17 protein-coding genes, 2 tRNA genes, 1 rRNA gene and 2 riboswitches are annotated in these 19,049 nt (G+C 38.7%); of the genes, 17 read left to right on the top strand and 3 right to left on the bottom strand.

Going from position 1 to position 19,049, the window contains the following annotated elements; translation table 11 throughout:
- The first annotated feature begins 46 nt into the window (after nt 1–46).
- From AC0KUU_RS29500 to tsaD, 6 genes are all read left to right on the top strand, one after another.
- Nucleotides 47–123 (top strand) — tRNA-Met (locus AC0KUU_RS29500).
- A gap of 4 nt (nt 124–127) precedes the next feature.
- Nucleotides 128–203, top strand: a tRNA-Asp gene (locus AC0KUU_RS29495).
- Between the two features lie 220 nt (nt 204–423).
- Nucleotides 424–894, top strand: coding sequence for a tRNA (adenosine(37)-N6)-threonylcarbamoyltransferase complex ATPase subunit type 1 TsaE (gene tsaE, locus AC0KUU_RS29490; protein WP_013081426.1), 471 nt, complete (start codon nt 424–426; stop codon nt 892–894).
- Nucleotides 891–1,589 carry a tRNA (adenosine(37)-N6)-threonylcarbamoyltransferase complex dimerization subunit type 1 TsaB gene (gene tsaB / locus AC0KUU_RS29485; protein WP_043977179.1) on the top strand — a complete coding sequence of 233 codons (699 nt, stop codon included), beginning with the start codon at nt 891–893 and terminating at the stop codon, nt 1,587–1,589. The genes tsaE and tsaB overlap by 4 nt, the downstream gene beginning before the upstream one ends.
- Before the next feature lie 14 nt (nt 1,590–1,603).
- Nucleotides 1,604–2,053 carry a ribosomal protein S18-alanine N-acetyltransferase gene (gene rimI, locus AC0KUU_RS29480; RefSeq protein ID WP_043977177.1) on the top strand — a complete coding sequence of 150 codons (450 nt, stop codon included), beginning with the start codon at nt 1,604–1,606 and terminating at the stop codon, nt 2,051–2,053.
- Nucleotides 2,050–3,066, top strand: a complete 1,017-nt coding sequence (gene tsaD, locus AC0KUU_RS29475; protein WP_097825368.1) for a tRNA (adenosine(37)-N6)-threonylcarbamoyltransferase complex transferase subunit TsaD — start codon at nt 2,050–2,052, stop codon at nt 3,064–3,066. The genes rimI and tsaD overlap by 4 nt, the downstream gene beginning before the upstream one ends.
- Before the next feature lie 254 nt (nt 3,067–3,320).
- On the opposite strand, the gene AC0KUU_RS29470 is transcribed toward tsaD, so the two are convergent.
- Entirely contained in the window at nt 3,321–5,255 is a 1,935-nt protein-coding gene (locus tag AC0KUU_RS29470; RefSeq protein ID WP_043977175.1) for an ABC-F family ATP-binding cassette domain-containing protein, read from the bottom strand.
- Between the two features lie 458 nt (nt 5,256–5,713).
- On the opposite strand from AC0KUU_RS29470, the gene AC0KUU_RS29465 reads away from it, so the two are divergent.
- Genes AC0KUU_RS29465 through tatC form a run of 3 tightly spaced genes read left to right on the top strand, consistent with a single transcriptional unit; the run spans nt 5,714 to nt 7,362 of the window.
- The gene (locus tag AC0KUU_RS29465) at nt 5,714–6,352 is read left to right on the top strand and encodes a redox-sensing transcriptional repressor Rex (RefSeq protein ID WP_013055021.1); all 639 of its coding nucleotides are present in this window, start codon (nt 5,714–5,716) and stop codon (nt 6,350–6,352) included.
- 53 nt (nt 6,353–6,405) lie between these two features.
- Complete coding sequence (tatA, locus tag AC0KUU_RS29460; protein WP_013055022.1) at nt 6,406–6,591, top strand: twin-arginine translocase TatA/TatE family subunit; 186 nt, start codon at nt 6,406–6,408, stop codon at nt 6,589–6,591.
- Between the two features lie 15 nt (nt 6,592–6,606).
- A complete protein-coding gene (tatC, locus tag AC0KUU_RS29455) occupies nt 6,607–7,362 on the top strand; it encodes a twin-arginine translocase subunit TatC (protein ID WP_013055023.1) in 756 nt (251 codons plus the stop codon).
- Nucleotides 7,363–7,387: 25 nt separating this feature from the next.
- Here the strand turns inward: tatC and AC0KUU_RS29450 are convergent, their stop codons facing one another.
- Nucleotides 7,388–7,615 carry a YdiK family protein gene (locus AC0KUU_RS29450; protein ID WP_043977171.1) on the bottom strand — a complete coding sequence of 76 codons (228 nt, stop codon included), beginning with the start codon at nt 7,613–7,615 and terminating at the stop codon, nt 7,388–7,390.
- On the bottom strand, nt 7,612–8,340 hold the full coding sequence (locus AC0KUU_RS29445; protein WP_043977169.1) for a CPBP family intramembrane glutamic endopeptidase: 729 nt from the start codon (nt 8,338–8,340) through the stop codon (nt 7,612–7,614). Before AC0KUU_RS29445 ends, AC0KUU_RS29450 begins: the two co-directional genes overlap by 4 nt.
- A 299-nt stretch (nt 8,341–8,639) precedes the next feature.
- On the opposite strand from AC0KUU_RS29445, the gene groES reads away from it, so the two are divergent.
- The 8 genes from groES to AC0KUU_RS29405 form a co-directional block, all read left to right on the top strand.
- The gene (gene groES, locus AC0KUU_RS29440) at nt 8,640–8,924 is read left to right on the top strand and encodes a co-chaperone GroES (protein WP_013055026.1); all 285 of its coding nucleotides are present in this window, start codon (nt 8,640–8,642) and stop codon (nt 8,922–8,924) included.
- 67 nt (nt 8,925–8,991) lie between these two features.
- On the top strand, nt 8,992–10,623 hold the full coding sequence (gene groL / locus AC0KUU_RS29435; protein WP_013081432.1) for a chaperonin GroEL: 1,632 nt from the start codon (nt 8,992–8,994) through the stop codon (nt 10,621–10,623).
- Between the two features lie 158 nt (nt 10,624–10,781).
- Entirely contained in the window at nt 10,782–11,732 is a 951-nt protein-coding gene (locus AC0KUU_RS29430; protein WP_043977166.1) for an AAA family ATPase, read from the top strand.
- Between the two features lie 10 nt (nt 11,733–11,742).
- The gene (locus AC0KUU_RS29425) at nt 11,743–12,927 is read left to right on the top strand and encodes a DUF58 domain-containing protein (RefSeq protein WP_221815537.1); all 1,185 of its coding nucleotides are present in this window, start codon (nt 11,743–11,745) and stop codon (nt 12,925–12,927) included.
- Nucleotides 12,924–15,116, top strand: coding sequence for a transglutaminase TgpA family protein (locus AC0KUU_RS29420; RefSeq protein WP_162215159.1), 2,193 nt, complete (start codon nt 12,924–12,926; stop codon nt 15,114–15,116). Before AC0KUU_RS29425 ends, AC0KUU_RS29420 begins: the two co-directional genes overlap by 4 nt.
- Before the next feature lie 39 nt (nt 15,117–15,155).
- A riboswitch (purine riboswitch) is annotated at nt 15,156–15,257 on the top strand.
- Nucleotides 15,258–15,380: 123 nt separating this feature from the next.
- Nucleotides 15,381–16,910, top strand: a complete 1,530-nt coding sequence (guaA, locus tag AC0KUU_RS29415; protein WP_043977160.1) for a glutamine-hydrolyzing GMP synthase — start codon at nt 15,381–15,383, stop codon at nt 16,908–16,910.
- Nucleotides 16,911–17,007: 97 nt separating this feature from the next.
- A riboswitch (purine riboswitch) is annotated at nt 17,008–17,109 on the top strand.
- Between the two features lie 133 nt (nt 17,110–17,242).
- On the top strand, nt 17,243–18,568 hold the full coding sequence (locus AC0KUU_RS29410) for an NCS2 family permease (RefSeq protein ID WP_013055032.1): 1,326 nt from the start codon (nt 17,243–17,245) through the stop codon (nt 18,566–18,568).
- A 373-nt stretch (nt 18,569–18,941) separates the two neighbouring features.
- Nucleotides 18,942–19,049 (top strand): 16S ribosomal RNA (locus tag AC0KUU_RS29405); the annotation flags it as partial.

Below are 19,049 nucleotides of genomic sequence, written 5' to 3'. Positions count from 1 at the left end.
TGAGAGTAGGACATCGCTAGGCATTTTTATTTTGCTTTTTTATCATCGCGGGGTGGAGCAGTTCGGTAGCTCGTCGGGCTCATAACCCGAAGGTCGCAGGTTCAAATCCTGTCCCCGCAACCAACATGGTCCCGTGGTGTAGCGGTTAACATGCCTGCCTGTCACGCAGGAGATCGCGGGTTCGATTCCCGTCGGGACCGCCATGTTTTAGAAACGAAACAATGTGTTTCGTCTTTTTTATTGTTTGAACCATTTTTATATAAAACTTTACCGTCCTTAGGAGCAATCCTAAGGAATTTTTTATATACAAAGAAATTTCCTTATAGAATTGCGATGTTAAAGATTGTTGGATTTCTTACTGGATATGTATAGTCCACAACGTTTACAATATATATATACAGATTGAAATGAGGTTCTGAATGAATGACAGAGATTAACGAATTTACGTTTATGTCTACGTCTCCTGATGAAACTAATCAGCTGGCTGCTCGTCTAGCAACTTTATTAGAAGCTGGTGACGTGCTGCTGCTTGAAGGCGATTTGGGAGCTGGAAAGACAACATTCACAAAAAGTTTAGCTAAAGGATTAGGAATTGAACGCAATGTGAATAGCCCGACATTTACGATCATTAAAGAATACAAAAGCGGTCGCCTTCCTCTTTATCATATGGATGTGTACCGTCTAGGGGATGAATTTGAAGACCTAGGGTTCGATGAGTATTTTGAAGGAGATGGCGTGACGGTCGTGGAGTGGGCTCATCTGATTGAAGAGCAGCTTCCTAATGAATATATTCAAATCAATATTTACCATGAAAACGAAACGACTCGTAAAATCCTTGTAAAAGCGATAGGCAGTCGGTACGTTGAAATATGTAAGGAGCTTTTTAAAAGATGAAAATGTTAGCCATTGATACATCCAATTTTGTCATGGGTGTTGCTGTCGTTGAAGAAAACAAAGTAATTGGAGAAATTATTACGAATCTAAAAAAGAATCACTCCGTTCGTGTGATGAACGCTGTGGAATCTTTGTTAAAGGATTGTGATATTGCGCCAAGCGAGCTAGACCGTATTGTAGTGGCACATGGTCCCGGATCTTATACAGGTGTACGAATTGGCGTTACCATTGCCAAGACACTTGCTTGGACTTTAAATATTCCTTTAATAGGTGTATCTAGCCTTGAAGCACTAGCAGCAAACGGTCGCTATTTTGATGGGTATATTGCTCCGTTATTTGATGCGCGCCGTCAACAGCTTTATACAGGACTATATGAATGGAATAATGAACGAGGTCTTCTAGAAGTTGAAAGTGATCGACTTGTTATTAATAAGGACTGGGCGGAACATTTAAAGTCATACAACAAACCCATTTTATTCATAGGCAATGATCTTCCCATGCATGAAGAGGCGTTAAAAGAAGTGCTGGGTAAACAAGCTGTATTTGCCCATGTTCAGCAGTTTAATCCAAGACCAAGTGAATTGGCTTTTTTAGGAATGAAGAAAGAGCCGCAGTCTGTGCATACTTTTGTTCCGAACTACATTCGTTTAGCTGAAGCCGAAGCTAACTGGCTTGCTTCACAGCAAAAAGGATAAAAGAAGGTATAAACATGAAACTAACAATTAAGTTTCGTTTAATGGAAGTTAAAGATATTGATCAAGTAGTGAAAATCGAAGAGAAGTCTTTTACGACACCTTGGAGTTCAGAAGCGTTTCAAAATGAGTTAACCAATAATCAATTTTCAACTTACATTGTGATGGAAGAAGGAGAAAATATTATTGGGTATTGCGGAACGTGGATTGTTATTGACGAAGCACATGTAACCAACATTGCCCTATTGCCAGACTACCGAGGTAAGGGACTCGGTGAATTGCTGCTGCGCAACGTGATGGACGTTCTTCGAAAACTAGGTGCTGTGTCAATGACATTAGAAGTTAGGGTATCTAATCATATTGCACAATCATTGTATCAAAAGCTAGGTTTTAAACCTGGAGGTATTCGTAAGAATTATTATTCTGATAACAATGAGGATGCATTAGTTATGTGGGTGAATTTATGAGTGAAAATCAATTAATTTTAGCATTAGAAACAAGCTGTGATGAGACAGCAGCGGCCGTGATTCGAAACGGTCATGAAATTGTAGCCAATGTGGTGGCATCACAAATAGAAAGCCATAAACGGTTTGGCGGTGTCGTACCGGAGATTGCATCTCGTCATCATGTGGAACAAATTACGGTAGTAGTTGAAGAAACTTTAAATCAAGCGAACTTGACGTTTGCAGATATTGATGCAATAGCTGTAACGGAAGGACCTGGGCTTGTGGGAGCACTTCTTATTGGCGTAAATGCAGCCAAAGCGCTAGCATTTGCACACCAAAAGCCATTAATTGGTGTTCATCATATTGCAGGACATATTTATGCAAATCAGCTAATCAAAAAATTAGAATTCCCGCTTTTATCGCTAGTTGTATCTGGAGGGCATACAGAGCTTGTATACATGGAAAGTCACGGTCAGTTTAAAGTGATTGGTGAAACGAGAGATGATGCGGCAGGAGAAGCCTACGATAAAGTAGCCCGCACGTTAAACCTTCCATATCCAGGCGGACCTCATATTGACCGCCTTGCACATGAAGGAGAGCCATTAATTGATTTGCCGCGTGCTTGGCTAGAAGAAGGATCCTATGATTTTAGTTTCAGTGGGTTAAAATCAGCAGTTATTAACACTGTCCACAACGCGAAGCAAAAAGGTGAAGAAATTCTTCCACAAACACTTGCTGCTAGCTTTCAAGCGAGTGTTATTGATGTGTTAGTAACTAAAACGGTTAAAGCTGCAAAGGAATATAAGGTTAAGCAAGTGTTAGTAGCAGGAGGAGTTGCTGCTAATAAAGGACTTAGAGCAGCGCTAGAAGAAGCATTTGCACCATTATCAAACATTGAGCTTATTATCCCGCCGCTATCTCTATGCACGGATAATGCCGCAATGATTGGAGCAGCGGCAAGTGTACGATTTGCTCAAGGAAAACGCTCAGATATGTCATTAAACGCAAACCCCGGTTTAGACTTGGAAGAGTAAGAGACGAATGAGATTTATTTCTCATTCGTCTTTTTTGTGGATAAAAATGATTTATCAACAATATTCAATAAATTTAGAATTGACTGTGGATAATTATGTGGAAAAGTCCGTGCACTCAGTACACGGACATGTTATCAACAAGTTTTAATTATGAAAATCAGACAGATATCCACTATTTATTCACAGAGTGGATAAAGCTTGTCCTAAAGCGCACGAACAAGTAAATAGGGTGAATAAATACGAAAAAATATAGGCTATTCTTCTAGAAGCAGCTGTAATTCTTCCCACTCTTCCATTAATGTGGATAACTGTGAAGAAATTTTTTCATTTTCACCGTTTAATCTTGATACTTCTTCGTGGTTTTGATAAATTTCAGGATTACAAAGAAGTTCTTCATTCTCCGCTTGTGCGGCTTCTAATTTGTTTACTTCAGTTTCAATTTCTTCAATTCGGCGCGTTCGCTGCCTCATCAATTTCTTTTGTTCTTTATCTTGTTTATAAGACTGTTTATCTACTTTTACCGTACGTTCTTCGTTGGCTTTTATATTTTCTAATTCTTTGATTTCCTCTATTTCTGCTTTCTTTTCTACATAATAGTCATAATCTCCAAGAAATTCTTCTACTCCTTCAGGAGATAGCTCTGCTATTTTGTTTGCAATACGATTAATAAAATAACGGTCATGTGAAACAAATAATAGAGTCCCTGGGTAATCAATTAACGCATTCTCGAGTACTTGTTTGCTATCTAAATCAAGATGGTTAGTAGGTTCATCCAAAATTAAGAAATTAGCTTTTTGAAGCATAAGCTTCGCAAGGGCCAAACGTGCTTTTTCACCACCGCTAAGCGTCGAAACGATTTTCAGTACATCATCACCTGAAAACAGAAAATTTCCAAGCGCTGTACGAATTTCTTTTTCAGGTTTGGATGGGTAGTCATCCCAAAGCTCATTTAAAACAGTTTTATTAGACGTTAAATTAGCTTGCTCTTGGTCGTAATAACCAACCATTACGTTTGAGCCAAAAGAAATGGTTCCAGTCTTGAAGCTTAGTTTATCCACAATACCTTTTAATAACGTAGATTTCCCAACTCCATTAGGGCCAACCAACGCAAGGCTTTCACCTTTTTTAATCCGAAGGTTTGCGTCTTGGACGACATATTTGTTTTCATCATATCCGATGGACACGTTTTCGAGATTTAAGACTTCATTTCCGCTTTGACGCTCAATTTCAAACGAAAAACTAGCTGATTTTTCGCCTTCGTTAGGTCGATTTATTAACTCCATTCGATCGAGCTGCTTACGTCTGCTTTGCGCACGTTTTGTAGTCGATGCGCGGGCGATGTTTCGCTGAATAAAATCATTCAGTTTTGCGACTTCATCTTGCTGCTTTTCGTACTGACGCAACTCTTTTTCATATCGCTCTGCTTTTTGTACAAGGTATTTAGAGTAGTTGCCCGTGTACTTGACCGTTGTTTTTTGTGTGACTTCATACACTTGATTTACGACCTTATCAAGGAAGTAACGATCGTGTGAAACAATTAAAATAGCTCCTTCATACCCTTGCAGAAACTGTTCCAGCCATGCTAAAGTTTCAATATCTAAGTGGTTGGTAGGCTCATCCAGAATAAGCAAGTCTGGCTTTGTTAAAAGCAGTTTTGCAAGAGCCAAGCGCGTTTTTTGTCCACCGCTCAAGGAGGAAATAGGGGTGCTATAGTCAAAGTTTGAGAAACGGAAACCGTGAAGAATAGATCGTGTATCCGCTTCATATTGATAGCCGCCTAAATCTTTGAACGTTACTTGAAGCTGATCGTACTCTTTGGTTAGTTTTTCGTATTGAACTGAATCATTAAAAATGTCTGGATCGCCCATCTTCGTTTCAAGCGTACGTAATTCTTTTTCCATCTTCTTTAACGGAGCAAAGACTGTCATCATTTCTTCCCATATGGAGAGTGTTGACTCAAGAACTGTATCTTGTCCCATATAATCAATGGAAACACCTTTAGGTTTAATAATTTCTCCGCTGTCATAAGAAAGCTGCTCAGCAATAATTTTTAATAAAGTTGATTTACCTGCACCGTTTCGTCCCACTAGGGCAATGCGGTCTTTTGATTGTACTTCTAACTTTATATTCGATAAAATGGGTTCTGCCCCATAGTATTTTGTAATACCGTTCAATTGTAGAATAATCATTTTTTCACCTCTAGTAGTATATCCATAGTGTATTTTAACATATTTTCAACTACAAGTTCTTCCTACAAGCGTTTGTAATTTTTAGAGGGACAAGAACAAATGATGAAGCGAATGTTTTGATTCATGAAATAAAATGATTTTACCTGCACATTTTATACAGGATACTATGTTAAAATAAGAGATAAGTGCATCTCTGAACTTATATATGATGGATGTAGAAAATCCGTCATGACTAACAAACGGATCCTTTGAAGGGCTAATTGCTTCGTTCTAGCTACCGACTTTAAGTATTCCTGGATAGACAAAAGGCGTCGGGGTGTGAAGCGGAGTATATATAAAACAAGAGAAAAGAGAGAGAATTGGAAGCGCTACCTCAAGGCGGTTGAGGCTTTGTGAAAGGTAATGCAATATGACTTGAAAATGTTAGTAATGACATACATGAACTGAGGGGGTACAACGTGAACACTGAACAATTAAAAATACCACAAGCAACGGCTAAACGATTGCCGCTTTATTATCGTTTTTTAAAAAACTTGCATGCTTCTGGTAAACAGCGTGTTTCGTCAGCGGAGTTAAGTGAGGCAGTGAAAGTTGATTCTGCTACTATTCGCCGGGATTTTTCTTACTTTGGAGCATTAGGGAAAAAGGGATACGGCTACAATGTGAATTATTTACTTACATTTTTCCGTAAAACGTTAGACCAAGATGAAGTAACGAAAGTAGCACTGATTGGCGTAGGGAATCTGGGAACGGCCTTTTTAAATTATAATTTTATTAAAAATAATAACACCAAAATTGAGTGCGCTTTTGATGTGATAGAAGATAAAGTCGGTACAAAAGTAGGCGACGTGCCGGTTTATCACCTTGACCAATTGGAAGATTATATGAGTGATGATATCTCAGTGGCGATTTTAACCGTTCCTGCCACTGTGGCTCAGCAAATTACCGATCGTTTAGTGAATTGCGGAATTAAAGGGATTCTAAACTTCACTCCTGCACGCTTAAACGTACCGGATGAGATTCGACTGCATCATATTGATCTGGCTGTAGAATTACAGTCGCTTGTCTACTTTTTGAAAAATTATCCTGTTGAATAAGATGGACTGTGTTACGATTTCCTTAAGTCTAAATTAATAAGGAGAGTGGGAATATGGGGATTGGAGCAGGCAGTTGGATTATTATTGCGATTGTAGCACTGCTTATTTTTGGACCGAAACGGTTACCGGAGCTAGGAAGATCAGTCGGGCAAACGCTTAGAGAGTTTAAGCATGCCGCTAGCGGTGCCTCAGAAGATCGTGAAAAAGATAAACAGCGTCAAGTAGATGACAAAGAGTAAAAGGGTGATCATAGTATGACCGAACAAGAAATGTCAATATATGATCATATAGGAGAGCTGCGAAAGCGCATTTTAATTGTTTTATTTTTCTTTGTCATTGCCACAATTGGCGGCTTTTTTATAGCGGATAAGGTTATTGTCTATTTACAGCATGCTGATGAGGCAAAAAATTTAACGATGAATGCATTTAGGCTAACAGATCCAGTTAAGATTTATATGCAGTTTGCTGTTATTATCGGCTGTGTACTTGCAGCTCCTGTTGCACTGTATCAACTTTGGGCATTTATTAGTCCTGGTTTATATGAAAAAGAGCGTAAGGTAACGCTTGGATATATTCCTGTTTCCATTTTTCTCTTTATCGGCGGTGTCTCTTTTTCTTATTTTGTGTTGTTTCCATTTGTCGTCGATTTTATGACGCGCGTTTCTGATGAGCTGAATGTAAACCAAGTGATTGGCATTAATGAATACTTTTCTTTTTTAATGCAGCTCACACTGCCTTTTGGCCTGTTGTTTCAGCTTCCTGTTGTCGTCATGTTTTTGACGCGATTAGGAATTATCACGCCTATGTTTTTATCTCAAATTCGAAAGTATGCCTATTTCGTACTGCTAGTTATTGCCGCACTTATTACACCACCAGAATTGCTCTCGCACATGATGGTGACAGTGCCGCTCTTAATTTTGTATGAAATCAGCATCATTATTTCCCGCATTTCGTATCGCAAAGTGTTAAAGGCAAGGGCAGAGCAAGAAAGAGAAGATGTTAGTATGTAAAAAAACCACTGAAACAGTGGTTTTTTTATTTAGATGAATCATCTTGATTTTTATATTGCTGCTGCAACTTTTTAATTTTATAGTGCAAGATAAAAATGCGCACCGCAAATCTGAAATCGAACGCGGCTACGAGTGCAAATAAGATCGTGGGGAAATTCCACACGGTTTCCTGAGCATTTTGAATAGCCAGGTAGGTGAATAAAACCCCCATAATAATATAAATAAACCCTCGTGTTAAAGGGATATTCTTCATAAAAACATGCCTCCAAAAATAAACTGCATTTGTTCTGCTTGCTTTTGCATTTCTATAATTTTATCTGCAAAAATAGTTTGAGATAAAATAACGACTGTATTCATCAACACGTGAGCAATAATGGGTACAATAATTAGTTTTGTTCTTGCATAAAGGAATGCAAATACAAATCCCATGGCTGTATACACGAGCAAATGTTTAAAATCCCAGTGTACGGCAGCAAAAATAAGGGAACTAATAAATGCAGAGACAAAGAAATTATATCGTTTGTGAAGAGAGCCGAAAATAATCTTTCGAAAAATAATCTCTTCTAGAATTGGTCCAATAACAGACGTAACGACAATTAGGAACGGCGTTGCTTTAACAAGATTAACAATATTTTGTGTGTTTTCAGATACTTGGGTAATGCCAAGAGCGTGCTCAATCATACCTGCTACAGCTTGACCAGCCATAGCCAGGAACACCCCAAGGACTGACCAGACCACAGTTACCGTTGTTCCCGCATGTTCTATACGCATGGACATGTCACGGCGCAGCAGCAGTAAGACAATAAGTAAACCAAGGATAAAGCTAATGATGGTCCAATAAGTCAAAAGCATGACATTCGCTGTTCGAACTGGATATTGATCAAACATTCCTGTTAATTTTAACAGCGGTATACCAACAACTCCTGAAAACTGCATAAGGATGTAGGTGAGGATAACATACCAATAACGTTTTTCCAATCTTCTATACTCCTTTAAAAGGTTTTTATGTATATATGTCGAAGAAGTACTGTAAAGTTAGTAATTTCTTCTTGCTCGTATTGTAACATACATATTATTGAACAGAGAAAAGAATGCTTTATTTCTCAAAATCGTCGAAATCTAAAACTATTATATGTAGTTTTCGTAAATTTTAAATTTTTTTTGTTTAATACTTGCAAAAAAAACCCACTTTGTTTTAATATAATAATTGTGTTAGCACTCGTTGAGGTTGAGTGCTAATAAAAATGCAAACATATTATTTGAGGAGGTTGTTTCACTTGTTAAAGCCATTAGGTGATCGCGTAGTGATTGAACTTGTAAAATCTGAGGAAAAAACAGCAAGCGGTATCGTGTTACCGGACAGTGCAAAAGAAAAGCCACAAGAGGGTAAAATTGTTGCTGTTGGTACAGGCCGAGTATTAGAAAGCGGTGAGCGTGTAGCTTTAGAAGTAGCTGCGGGCGATCGTATCATCTTCTCAAAATATGCGGGTACTGAAGTGAAATACGAAGGTACTGAATACTTAATTTTACGCGAAAGCGATATTTTAGCTGTAATCGGCTAATGTTAACCACAAACTTATCATACGTAAAAAATAGATTATTAAGAACATCTTGAGGAGGTCAAAGAACATGGCAAAAGACATTAAATTTAGCGAAGAAGCACGTCGCGCAATGCTACGTGGTGTAGATACATTAGCAAATGCTGTAAAAGTAACGCTTGGACCAAAAGGTCGTAACGTTGTATTAGAAAAGAAATTCGGTTCACCGCTTATTACAAATGACGGTGTAACAATTGCAAAAGAAATCGAATTAGAAGACGCATTTGAAAATATGGGTGCTAAATTAGTAGCCGAAGTTGCTAGCAAAACAAACGACGTTGCTGGTGACGGTACAACTACTGCAACAGTTTTAGCGCAAGCAATGATCAGAGAAGGTCTTAAAAACGTAACGGCTGGTGCTAACCCAATGGGTATCCGTAAAGGTATGGAAAAAGCAGTAGCTGTAGCGGTTGAAGAACTAAAAGCAATCTCTAAACCAATTCAAGGTAAAGATTCAATTGCTCAAGTAGCGGCTATCTCAGCAGCTGACGAAGAAGTAGGTCAATTAATTGCTGAAGCAATGGAGCGCGTTGGTAACGACGGCGTTATCACACTTGAAGAATCAAAAGGTTTCACAACTGAATTAGAAGTGGTAGAAGGTATGCAGTTTGACCGTGGGTATGCATCTCCTTACATGGTAACTGATTCAGATAAAATGGAAGCTGTATTAGATGATCCATACATCTTAATCACAGACAAAAAAATCGGTAACATTCAAGAAATCTTACCGGTATTAGAGCAAGTTGTTCAACAAGGCAAGCCTCTATTAATCATCGCTGAAGACGTAGAAGGCGAAGCTTTAGCAACATTAGTTGTGAACAAACTTCGTGGTACATTCACAGCTGTAGCTGTTAAAGCTCCTGGTTTCGGTGATCGTCGTAAAGCAATGCTACAAGACGTTGCGATCTTAACAGGCGGAGAAGTAATCACTGAAGAGCTTGGTCTTGACTTAAAAACAGCAAGCATCGATCAATTAGGTCGCGCTTCTAAAATTGTCGTAACAAAAGAAAATACAACAGTTGTAAACGGTGCAGGAAACGCAGAAGATATCCTAGCACGCGTAAACCAAATCAAAGCTCAGCTTGAAGAAACAACTTCAGAGTTTGACCGTGAAAAATTACAAGAGCGCTTAGCGAAACTTGCTGGTGGCGTAGCTGTAATTAAAGTTGGTGCGGCAACTGAAACTGAGTTAAAAGAACGTAAATTACGTATTGAAGATGCATTAAACTCTACGCGTGCTGCGGTTGAAGAAGGTATCGTAGCTGGTGGTGGTACTGCATTAGTAAATATCTATAATAAAGTAGCGAGCATCGAAGCTGACGGTGACACTGCTACAGGTATCAACATCGTATTACGTGCGATTGAAGAGCCTGTACGTCAAATCGCTCACAACGCTGGTTTAGAAGGATCAGTAATCGTTGAGCGTTTAAAAGGCGAAGCAGTTGGAACTGGATTCAACGCTGCAACTGGCGAGTGGGTAAATATGCTAGACACTGGTATCGTTGACCCAACAAAAGTAACGCGTTCAGCTCTTCAAAATGCTTCTTCTGTAGCGGCTATGTTCTTAACAACTGAAGCAGTTGTTGCTGACAAGCCAGAAGAAGGCGGTGCACCTGCAATGCCTGACATGGGCGGCATGGGTGGAATGGGCGGCATGATGTAATCACTGCCCTAACTAAAAAAGCGACCAAGTGAGTACTTGGTCGCTTTTTTGCGTGCGTTAATATTTTCAGATTTTTTGAAAATTTGTTAAGATAGTACTATGTTTATTGAAAAACATACTAAACTCAAGGCTTAACTGAGTTTTAAGGGGGAGCTTTATTGATTCAGCTGGATCATATTAATAATAAATTAAATCAAGTATTAGAAAACATCGATCAAATTGTGATTGGAAAGCGTCAGGTATCTACGTTGAGTTTGGTTGCTTTGCTTGCAGAGGGGCATATTTTGCTTGAAGATGTGCCGGGTGTGGGGAAAACGATGCTCGTGAAGGCACTGGCCAAATCGATTGATGCAGAATTTAAACGAATTCAATTCACGCCCGATTTGCTGCCGTCCGATGTAACAGGTGTTTCTATTTACAGTCCAAAAGACATGGAATTTCATTTTCGTCCAGGTCCTATCATGAGCCATATTGTGCTCGCTGATGAGATTAACAGGACTTCTCCTAAAACACAATCGGCGCTTTTAGAAGCAATGGCTGAGCATCATGTAACAACCGATGGTATCACCCGGGAAATTCCAGCGCCTTTTTTTGTGATGGCTACTCAAAATCCTGTTGATTTTGATGGGACCTATCATTTGCCGGAAGCGCAGCTGGATCGATTTTTATTCAAATTAAGCATGGGGTATCCTACGCAGGAAGAGGAGCTTCAAATTTTAAACGGCGTATCGACTCAAGTCAATCTTGAGGATGTCAAACCCGTCATGAGCATTCCAGAATTAGTACAGGCTCAAAAAACTGTAAGCAGTATTTATGTAGATGATGCGATCAAGCACTATATCATCGAAATCATTCGCAAAACGCGCTCTCATCCACATGTTTCGTTAGGTATCAGTCCTCGTGGAACGGTTTCCTTTATGAAGGCCGTTCAAGCATATGCTTTAGTGAAGGGAAGAGATTACTGTCTTCCTGATGATGTTCAAGAGCTTGCTTCGTATGTGTGTGCACATCGATTAATGCTAAGATCTGATACCCAGTACAGCGGCTTAACAGCGGATGATGTGATGAAGCAAATTATGGCTGATACGAAAGTACCTGTTAAAAGGTAAGAGGTACTTTATGAAACAGTATATAAAAGTGATATGGAATAAATGTAGGGACTGGTTCGTTTTATTCTGCATCTTTGCTGCTACGTTTTCGTACGCGATGTTTCAAGGGGGCTTTGTCAGCTGGTTTTTATTTTATAGCTTCTTACCTTTTGGGTTATATGCGGCAGCCGTTTTGCTTTATCCGTTAAAGAAGTGGAATGTTACTCGTGATGTGAAGCTACAGCCTCGATTCGCTGGAGATCATCTTTCGTATGACATTCATATTACACGCTCCTCGGGTTTTCCTGTTTATATGGCAGCAGTGAAAGAGGAGAGTAACCTTTTAGATCAAGAAGAAAGAACAATTTATCCGCTTTTTCAACGAAACGCTGTTATTCCGTATGAAAGATCGTTTGTAGAAAGAGGAGAATATGAATTTTTTACGATTTCGATTGAATTGAGTGATTTATTAGGAATTGTAAAAAAGAAGGCATATTATCCGCTGCAGCAGCGGTTTATCGTGTATCCTCAAATCCATGAGATAGATATCCCGTTTCTTTTAGCGGGAATAGAAGAAGGAAAAAATGAAGTTTCCGCTGGAAATCAATCTACTACGTTAGTGACAGGCATTAGAGAATACCAGCCGGGTGACCGATTAGGATCTATCGATTGGAAGGCGACGGCTCGTAAAGCTACGTTGATTTCTAAAGAGTTTGGTCATTATCATGAACGGAGTATGATTATCATTGCAGATGTTATAAGCTCTCTATACTTTGAAGAACGAATGAGCTTTCTCGCATCCATGCTCATTCATGAAGAAACCAAGCGTAAAAAAATCGATTTTCTTTTAGCTGGAGATGCACTTTTTTCACCAAAAACCTCTGAACAAAGTGAGACTGGTAACCTGTTGTATCACTTAGCGCGTGCACAGCCTGTTAACAACCGAGCGTTCGAAACAGAATTTAAGAGTATTGCCATTCAAAAGCAGCATTCTTTTATGGTCATTGTCAGTCAAGTTACAGGGACTCTCATTGGGCAGGTTCAATCTAAGCTGAGTCTGCATGCTAAGGCATCAATAATTGTCGTTAAAGATGAAGGAGCAGGGCTTAGTGACGAAGAGACGGTTATTGTAAATGGAATACAATCTTCTGCTTTAACGATTGAAGTTGTTAATATTCCTCTATCATCTAAAGGAAGTGAGGGCGGAAATAAGTGAATAAATCAGCTTTGTATGTAAAAAACATCTTATTGTACGCGGGAGCATTCTTTTTATTAGTGGAATGGCTTCTTCCTTTAAATGAAGTGACGGATACCAATCAAATTCAGTACTTTATCTTGTTTGTTGCTTACTGTTTTTTGTGTTTAACGTTTCGCTTGCCGTTTATCGTGATGACGTTAGGGAGTATATTGTTTATTTTGTTTTCGCTTCACAATCTCTATTTCCAAGGAGCCTTCTTTTCTTCAGACTGGCTTCCGAGACTTTTGGAGATTCTTCAGTCAGATGCGCAAAGTATCATGCAGTGGAATATAGCGAATTTATCATTTGAAATGAGGAGCACTTTATTTTTTGTGCTGCTTTGGATTATGGCTTATTTAATTCAATATTGGATCTTTTATCAAAAAAGAATTTTCTTCTTTTTCTTCTTAACCATTTTGTATATTACCGTGTTGGATACCTTTTCTACTTACGATGCGGGAGCTGCTATTATTCGCGTGACGATTATCGGATTTTTATTAGTAGCCATGCTTCGCATAAATCCTGAACGTATAAAAGCTGCGAGCACTGAGCGTTTAGAAAATAGAAAACGATCGTTTCTTTTTCTAGGCAGCTTTTTAGCTATCGTCATTGTGCTGGCTTATCTCGCTCCTAAACCAGGGCCGCAGTGGCCAGATCCCGTACCTTTTATCACAGCGCATACAACAAATCAAGGACAGGGAGAATCTGCAAACGGTCAACGAATTGGCTATGATATGGACGATTCTAAATTGGGGGGATCGTTTGTCAATGATGATACGGTTGTATTTACAGCCAAAGTAGAGGATGAGCACTATTGGCGTATTGAAACGAAGGATGTTTATACAGGCAAGGGGTGGGAGCTGTCTAAAGAGGAAGAAAAAGTGCCCTTTAAAGGAAATGAAAACTTACTCCCTCAATATGACTCAAGTGTAGCAGGACAAGTAAGAAAAGCAGAAGTTACCTATTCGCAGCCTTCTGTTCATCTTATGCATGTTCCTCAACTGCTGTCGCTAACCTTAAAAAATGGCATTCAAACCGATGTTACACCGACAAATGAAAAATTATATCCTTATCAAAATGACAAGCTTGTTACTGTTCAATCGTATGAGATGACGTATAAATATCCTGTATTTGATATTGGACTTCTTCAGCAAGCAGAGGAAAAAAAGGCAGAGAGTTTAGAGAATAATAACGAATTTATAGCAAGGTATACACAACTTCCTGCTAACTTGCCGAAACGAGTAAAGAATTTAGCTCGTGAGGTAACAAAAAATAAGAACAATCGTTATGAAAAAGCGAAAGCCGTTGAAGAATACTTTCGATCAAATCCATATGTATATGATACTGAAAATGTTCCAATTCCTACGAAAAATAAAGATTATGTGGATCAATTTTTATTTGATACAAAAAGAGGGTACTGTGATAACTTCTCTACTTCTATGGTCGTGCTGCTTCGTTCATTAGATATTCCTGCTCGGTGGGTAAAGGGCTATACAGAAGGTGATGCCACCGTCATTTCAGGAAGTAGTAAGTGGACAACCTATGAAATTACACAAAATAATGCTCATTCTTGGGTCGAAGTCTATTTTCCAGGAGCGGGTTGGGTACCTTTTGAACCAACAAAAAGTTTTTCTAATCCTTATGATTTTGTAGATAGCCAACCTAACAACTCTAGTGAAAATAGTCAAAGGGAAGAAGAGAAACAAGAAACGCAAGTGAAGGAGCAGCCTAAGGAAAAAGAGCTTCCGGCACAAGAAGAAAGAGCGAAAGAAAAAACAGCTTCTCTTCAAAATGTTAAGTTGTCTATGAAGTGGAAAGTACTTTTCTGCGGACTGATTGTAGTTATGTTAATAGTAATATATCTCAATCGATTTAAATGGTTTTTATCTTTTTATATCTCTTTTTATAAAAAGAAAGAGAGTGTGGAAACCTTTGAATCAGCGTATGCTTTTTTACTTAAAAGACTCTCTGCAAATGGACTAAAGCGGCAAGAAAGTCAAACGCTGCGCGACTTTGCAGGAGAAGTAGACGAAAAATTAAATACGGTAAATATGCTACAATTAACGGAAAAATACGAGCGGGTTTTGTATCGAAATGCAGATTCCATAAAAGAATGGAAAGAGTCGATTGAATTGTGGGAAAATTTAATCAAAAAAACGAGTTCTTGACCATTGTTTCGCGGATTGATAGAATATTCTCGAACTTACTATAAATGTTTCGTATACCTTCATATATCCTCGATAATATGGTTCGAGAGTCTCTACCGGGTCACCTTAAACGATCTGACTATGAAGGCAGAACAGTCTATTTGACGATAAACGTCGTGCTCAACTAGACTTCTGCCTTTGTTTTTTGAGGGAGAAGTCTAGTTTTTTTTATATTTTAGGGCATAATAACAAGTGATTATTTACACATTCGGAGAGGTGAACAAGATGGAAGGCATGATTGTTGTATTAGATTTTGGTAGTCAATATAACCAACTGATTACGCGTCGCATTCGCGAGTTCGGAGTATATAGTGAATTGCATCCGCACACAATTACAGCAGAAGAGATTAAAGCATTAAATCCAAAAGGAATTATTTTCTCTGGAGGCCCAAACAGTGTGTACGGTGAAAACGCATTTCACTGCGATGAAAACATTTTTGAATTAGGTATTCCTGTTTTAGGTATTTGTTATGGAATGCAATTAATGACTCATCATTTTGGCGGGAAGGTAGAAGGTGCTAGCCATCGTGAATATGGTAAAGCAGCGATTAACGTACAAAATGATTCATTAATGTACCATGAGTTGCCAAAAGAACAAGTTGTTTGGATGAGTCACGGTGATTTAGTTGTAGAAACACCAGCTGGTTTTGAAGTGGACGCAACTAGCCCATCTTGTCCAATTGCCGCAATGAGTAACAAAGGTAAGAATATGTACGGAGTGCAGTTCCATCCAGAAGTTCGCCATTCAGTGCACGGTAACCATATCTTAAAGAACTTCGTGTTTGAAGTATGTCATGCTGAAGCAAACTGGTCAATCGAGAACTTCATTGAAGTTGAAATGGATAAAATCCGTGAAACAGTTGGAGATAGAAAAGTACTTTGCGCACTTAGCGGCGGAGTAGACTCTTCAGTAGTAGCTGTGTTAATTCACAAAGCAATTGGTGATCAGTTAACATGTATGTTCGTAGATCACGGTTTATTACGTAAAGGTGAAGCGGAAAGCGTAATGGAAACATTTAGCGAAGGCTTTAATATGAACGTAATTAAAATCGATGCAAAAGATCGCTTCTTAGAAAAGTTAAACGGCGTATCAGATCCTGAACAAAAGCGTAAAATCATCGGTAATGAATTTATCTATGTATTCGATGACGAAGCTGCTAAATTAAAAGGGTTTGATTTCCTAGCTCAAGGTACGCTATACACAGATATTATCGAGAGTGGGACAGCTACAGCTCAAACGATCAAATCTCACCACAACGTAGGTGGATTACCGGAAGATATGCAGTTCAAACTAATCGAACCGTTAAACACGCTATTCAAAGATGAAGTACGTGCATTAGGTTCTGAATTAGGTATCCCTGATAACATCGTTTGGCGTCAACCTTTCCCAGGACCAGGTCTAGGTATTCGTGTACTTGGTGCAATTACGGAAGAGAAGTTAGAAATTGTACGTGAGTCGGATGCTATTTTACGTGAAGAGATTGCAAAAGCTGACTTGGAGCGCGATATCTGGCAATACTTTACGGTTCTTCCTGACATCCGCAGTGTAGGTGTAATGGGAGATGCTCGTACGTATGATTACACAATCGGTATTCGTGCTGTTACATCAATTGATGGTATGACTTCTGACTGGGCCCGTATTCCTTGGGATGTGCTTGAAGTTATCTCAACGCGTATTGTAAACGAAGTTAAGCATATTAACCGCGTAGTGTATGATATTACAAGTAAGCCACCTGCAACAATTGAATGGGAATAATATGTAAGAAAACCGAACAAACGAACATTCTTTTCTAAGAATGTTCGTTTTTTGTTGACTTTTTTAAAAAGTTAATGGTAGGATAGTAACATAAAACAGCGAGATATAGCTTTAATGTCGTATAATCTTGGGGATAAGGCCCAAAAGTTTCTACCGAGCTACCGTAAATGGCTTGACTACGAGAAAGTAATACATGTATGTGTAAAAATCTTTTGTTTTTTTGGCTCATACATTTCTCTTTTAGTCGATCTTATGCCTTTACGCGCCTAGTGTAGAGGCATTTTTTATGGCTTGCCTAAGTGCATGCGGCTTCTATAAAGGGAGGAAAAAACGTGAAGAAGTATTTTCGTTTTGAAGAGCTGGGTACTAGCTATCGAAAAGAGTTTATAGCTGGCCTTACAACTTTTCTATCTATGGCTTACATTTTATTTGTTAATCCATCTGTGCTATCACTAAGTGATGTAAAGGATCTGCCTGACAGTATGAGAATGGACCAAGGGGCTGTATTTACAGCTACTGCTTTAGCGGCAGCTTTGGGATCAATTGTTATGGGAGTGCTTGGTAGATATCCAATTTCATTAGCTCCAGGTATGGGATTAAACGCATTTTTTGCTTATACAGTTGTTCTGACAATGGGAATTCCATGGCAGACGGCTTTAACGGGTGTTATGATATCAGGTGTTATTTTTATTCTTTTAACATTAACAAGCCTGCGAGAAAAAATTATTAATTCTATTCCTATTGAATTAAAAATGGCTGTTGGAGCAGGTATTGGTTTGTTTATTAGTTTTATTGGTATGAAAGGTGCCGGAATCATCGTCAAAGATGATGCCACATTTGTTGGACTGGGTGATTTAACTAACCCAACAACGTTACTTGCGGTTTTTGGCATTGTCATTACTATTGTATTAATGGTGCTTCGAGTAAATGCAGCTGTATTTATTGGTATGATTGTAACAGCTGTAGCGGGTATGGCTTTTGGTTTAATTGATACACCTAAAGCAGTTGTTTCATCAGTTCCTAGTCTTGACCCGACGTTTGGGGCAGCTTTTCAAAATATCGGTGATATCTTTACTGTAAAGATGCTAGTCGTCATTTTAACTTTCTTATTTGTTGATTTCTTCGATACAGCAGGTACGATGGTTGCTGTAGCGAGTCAAGCTGGGCTTATGAAAGATAATAAGCTTCCGCGAGCGGGCAGAGCGTTATTGGCAGATTCTAGTGCGATTGTAGTTGGTGCTGTTCTTGGTACCTCATCAACAACAGCTTATGTAGAGTCTACGGCTGGAGTAGCAGCGGGCGGACGTTCAGGATTTACTGCAATCGTAACGGCGGCGTTTTTCTTAGTTGCACTGTTCTTTTCTCCATTGTTAGCGGTCGTGACACCAGCTGTTACTGCGCCGGCTTTAATTACGGTAGGAGCTCTGATGGTGTCAAATTTAGGGGAAATTAATTGGAAAGAGTTCGAAGTAGCAGTTCCTGCATTTTTCACGGTAATTATGATGCCATTAACATACAGTATTGCAACAGGTATTGCGGTTGGTTTTATCTTTTATCCTATTACAATGTTATGCAGCAAGCGTGGAAAAGAAGTTCATCCAATTATGTATGCTCTCTGTATCATCTTCATACTCTATTTTGCATTCTTAGCAGAATAGTTTAAATAAAAAAGCTCAGTTTAATGACTGGGCTTTTTTTTTATGGTAAGATAAGAAAACTGCATAGCGGCTAGATTGCTATTGTAATAGAGAGTATTCAATCATTTTACTGAAGGTTTACTTCATTAACTTTTTTATTTATAAAGTTTTTTAGAAAAACGATTGACTCTATATATTATATATGGTAAATTATTAAATGTCGCTGATGAACAGCGCAGTTGAGAGAAACATCTTAAAAAAAGATGTTGACATCAAAATGGTAGAATGTTATACTAATAAAGTTGCTTCAGAGCAACGGTTGAACTTTGAAAACTGAACAAAGCGACAAACGTCAACGTTAATTTTTATTTTTTAAATGAGCAAGTCAAACATTTCTTCGGAGAGTTTGATCCTGGCTCAGGATGAACGCTGGCGGCGTGCCTAATACATGCAAGTCGAGCGAACTGATTAGAAGCTTGCTTCTATGACGTTAGCGGCGGAC

This window comes from Priestia sp. ST2, from assembly GCF_055810735.1.
This window is presented reverse-complemented; position numbering and strand designations above follow the sequence as displayed.

What these genes read in the sequence shown, in the direction of transcription:
- tsaE (WP_013081426.1), top strand. Translation starts at nt 424, where the DNA reads ATGACAGAGATTAACGAATTTACGTTTATGTCTACGTCTCCTGATGAA.
- AC0KUU_RS29425 (WP_221815537.1), top strand. Translation starts at nt 11,743, where the DNA reads ATGAAACAGTATATAAAAGTGATATGGAATAAATGTAGGGACTGGTTC.
- tsaB (WP_043977179.1), top strand. Translation starts at nt 891, where the DNA reads ATGAAAATGTTAGCCATTGATACATCCAATTTTGTCATGGGTGTTGCT.
- groL (WP_013081432.1), top strand. Translation starts at nt 8,992, where the DNA reads ATGGCAAAAGACATTAAATTTAGCGAAGAAGCACGTCGCGCAATGCTA.
- tatC (WP_013055023.1), top strand. Translation starts at nt 6,607, where the DNA reads ATGACCGAACAAGAAATGTCAATATATGATCATATAGGAGAGCTGCGA.
- rimI (WP_043977177.1), top strand. Translation starts at nt 1,604, where the DNA reads ATGAAACTAACAATTAAGTTTCGTTTAATGGAAGTTAAAGATATTGAT.
- tatA (WP_013055022.1), top strand. Translation starts at nt 6,406, where the DNA reads ATGGGGATTGGAGCAGGCAGTTGGATTATTATTGCGATTGTAGCACTG.
- AC0KUU_RS29470 (WP_043977175.1), bottom strand. Translation starts at nt 5,255, where the DNA reads ATGATTATTCTACAATTGAACGGTATTACAAAATACTATGGGGCAGAA.
- AC0KUU_RS29450 (WP_043977171.1), bottom strand. Translation starts at nt 7,615, where the DNA reads ATGAAGAATATCCCTTTAACACGAGGGTTTATTTATATTATTATGGGG.
- guaA (WP_043977160.1), top strand. Translation starts at nt 15,381, where the DNA reads ATGGAAGGCATGATTGTTGTATTAGATTTTGGTAGTCAATATAACCAA.
- tsaD (WP_097825368.1), top strand. Translation starts at nt 2,050, where the DNA reads ATGAGTGAAAATCAATTAATTTTAGCATTAGAAACAAGCTGTGATGAG.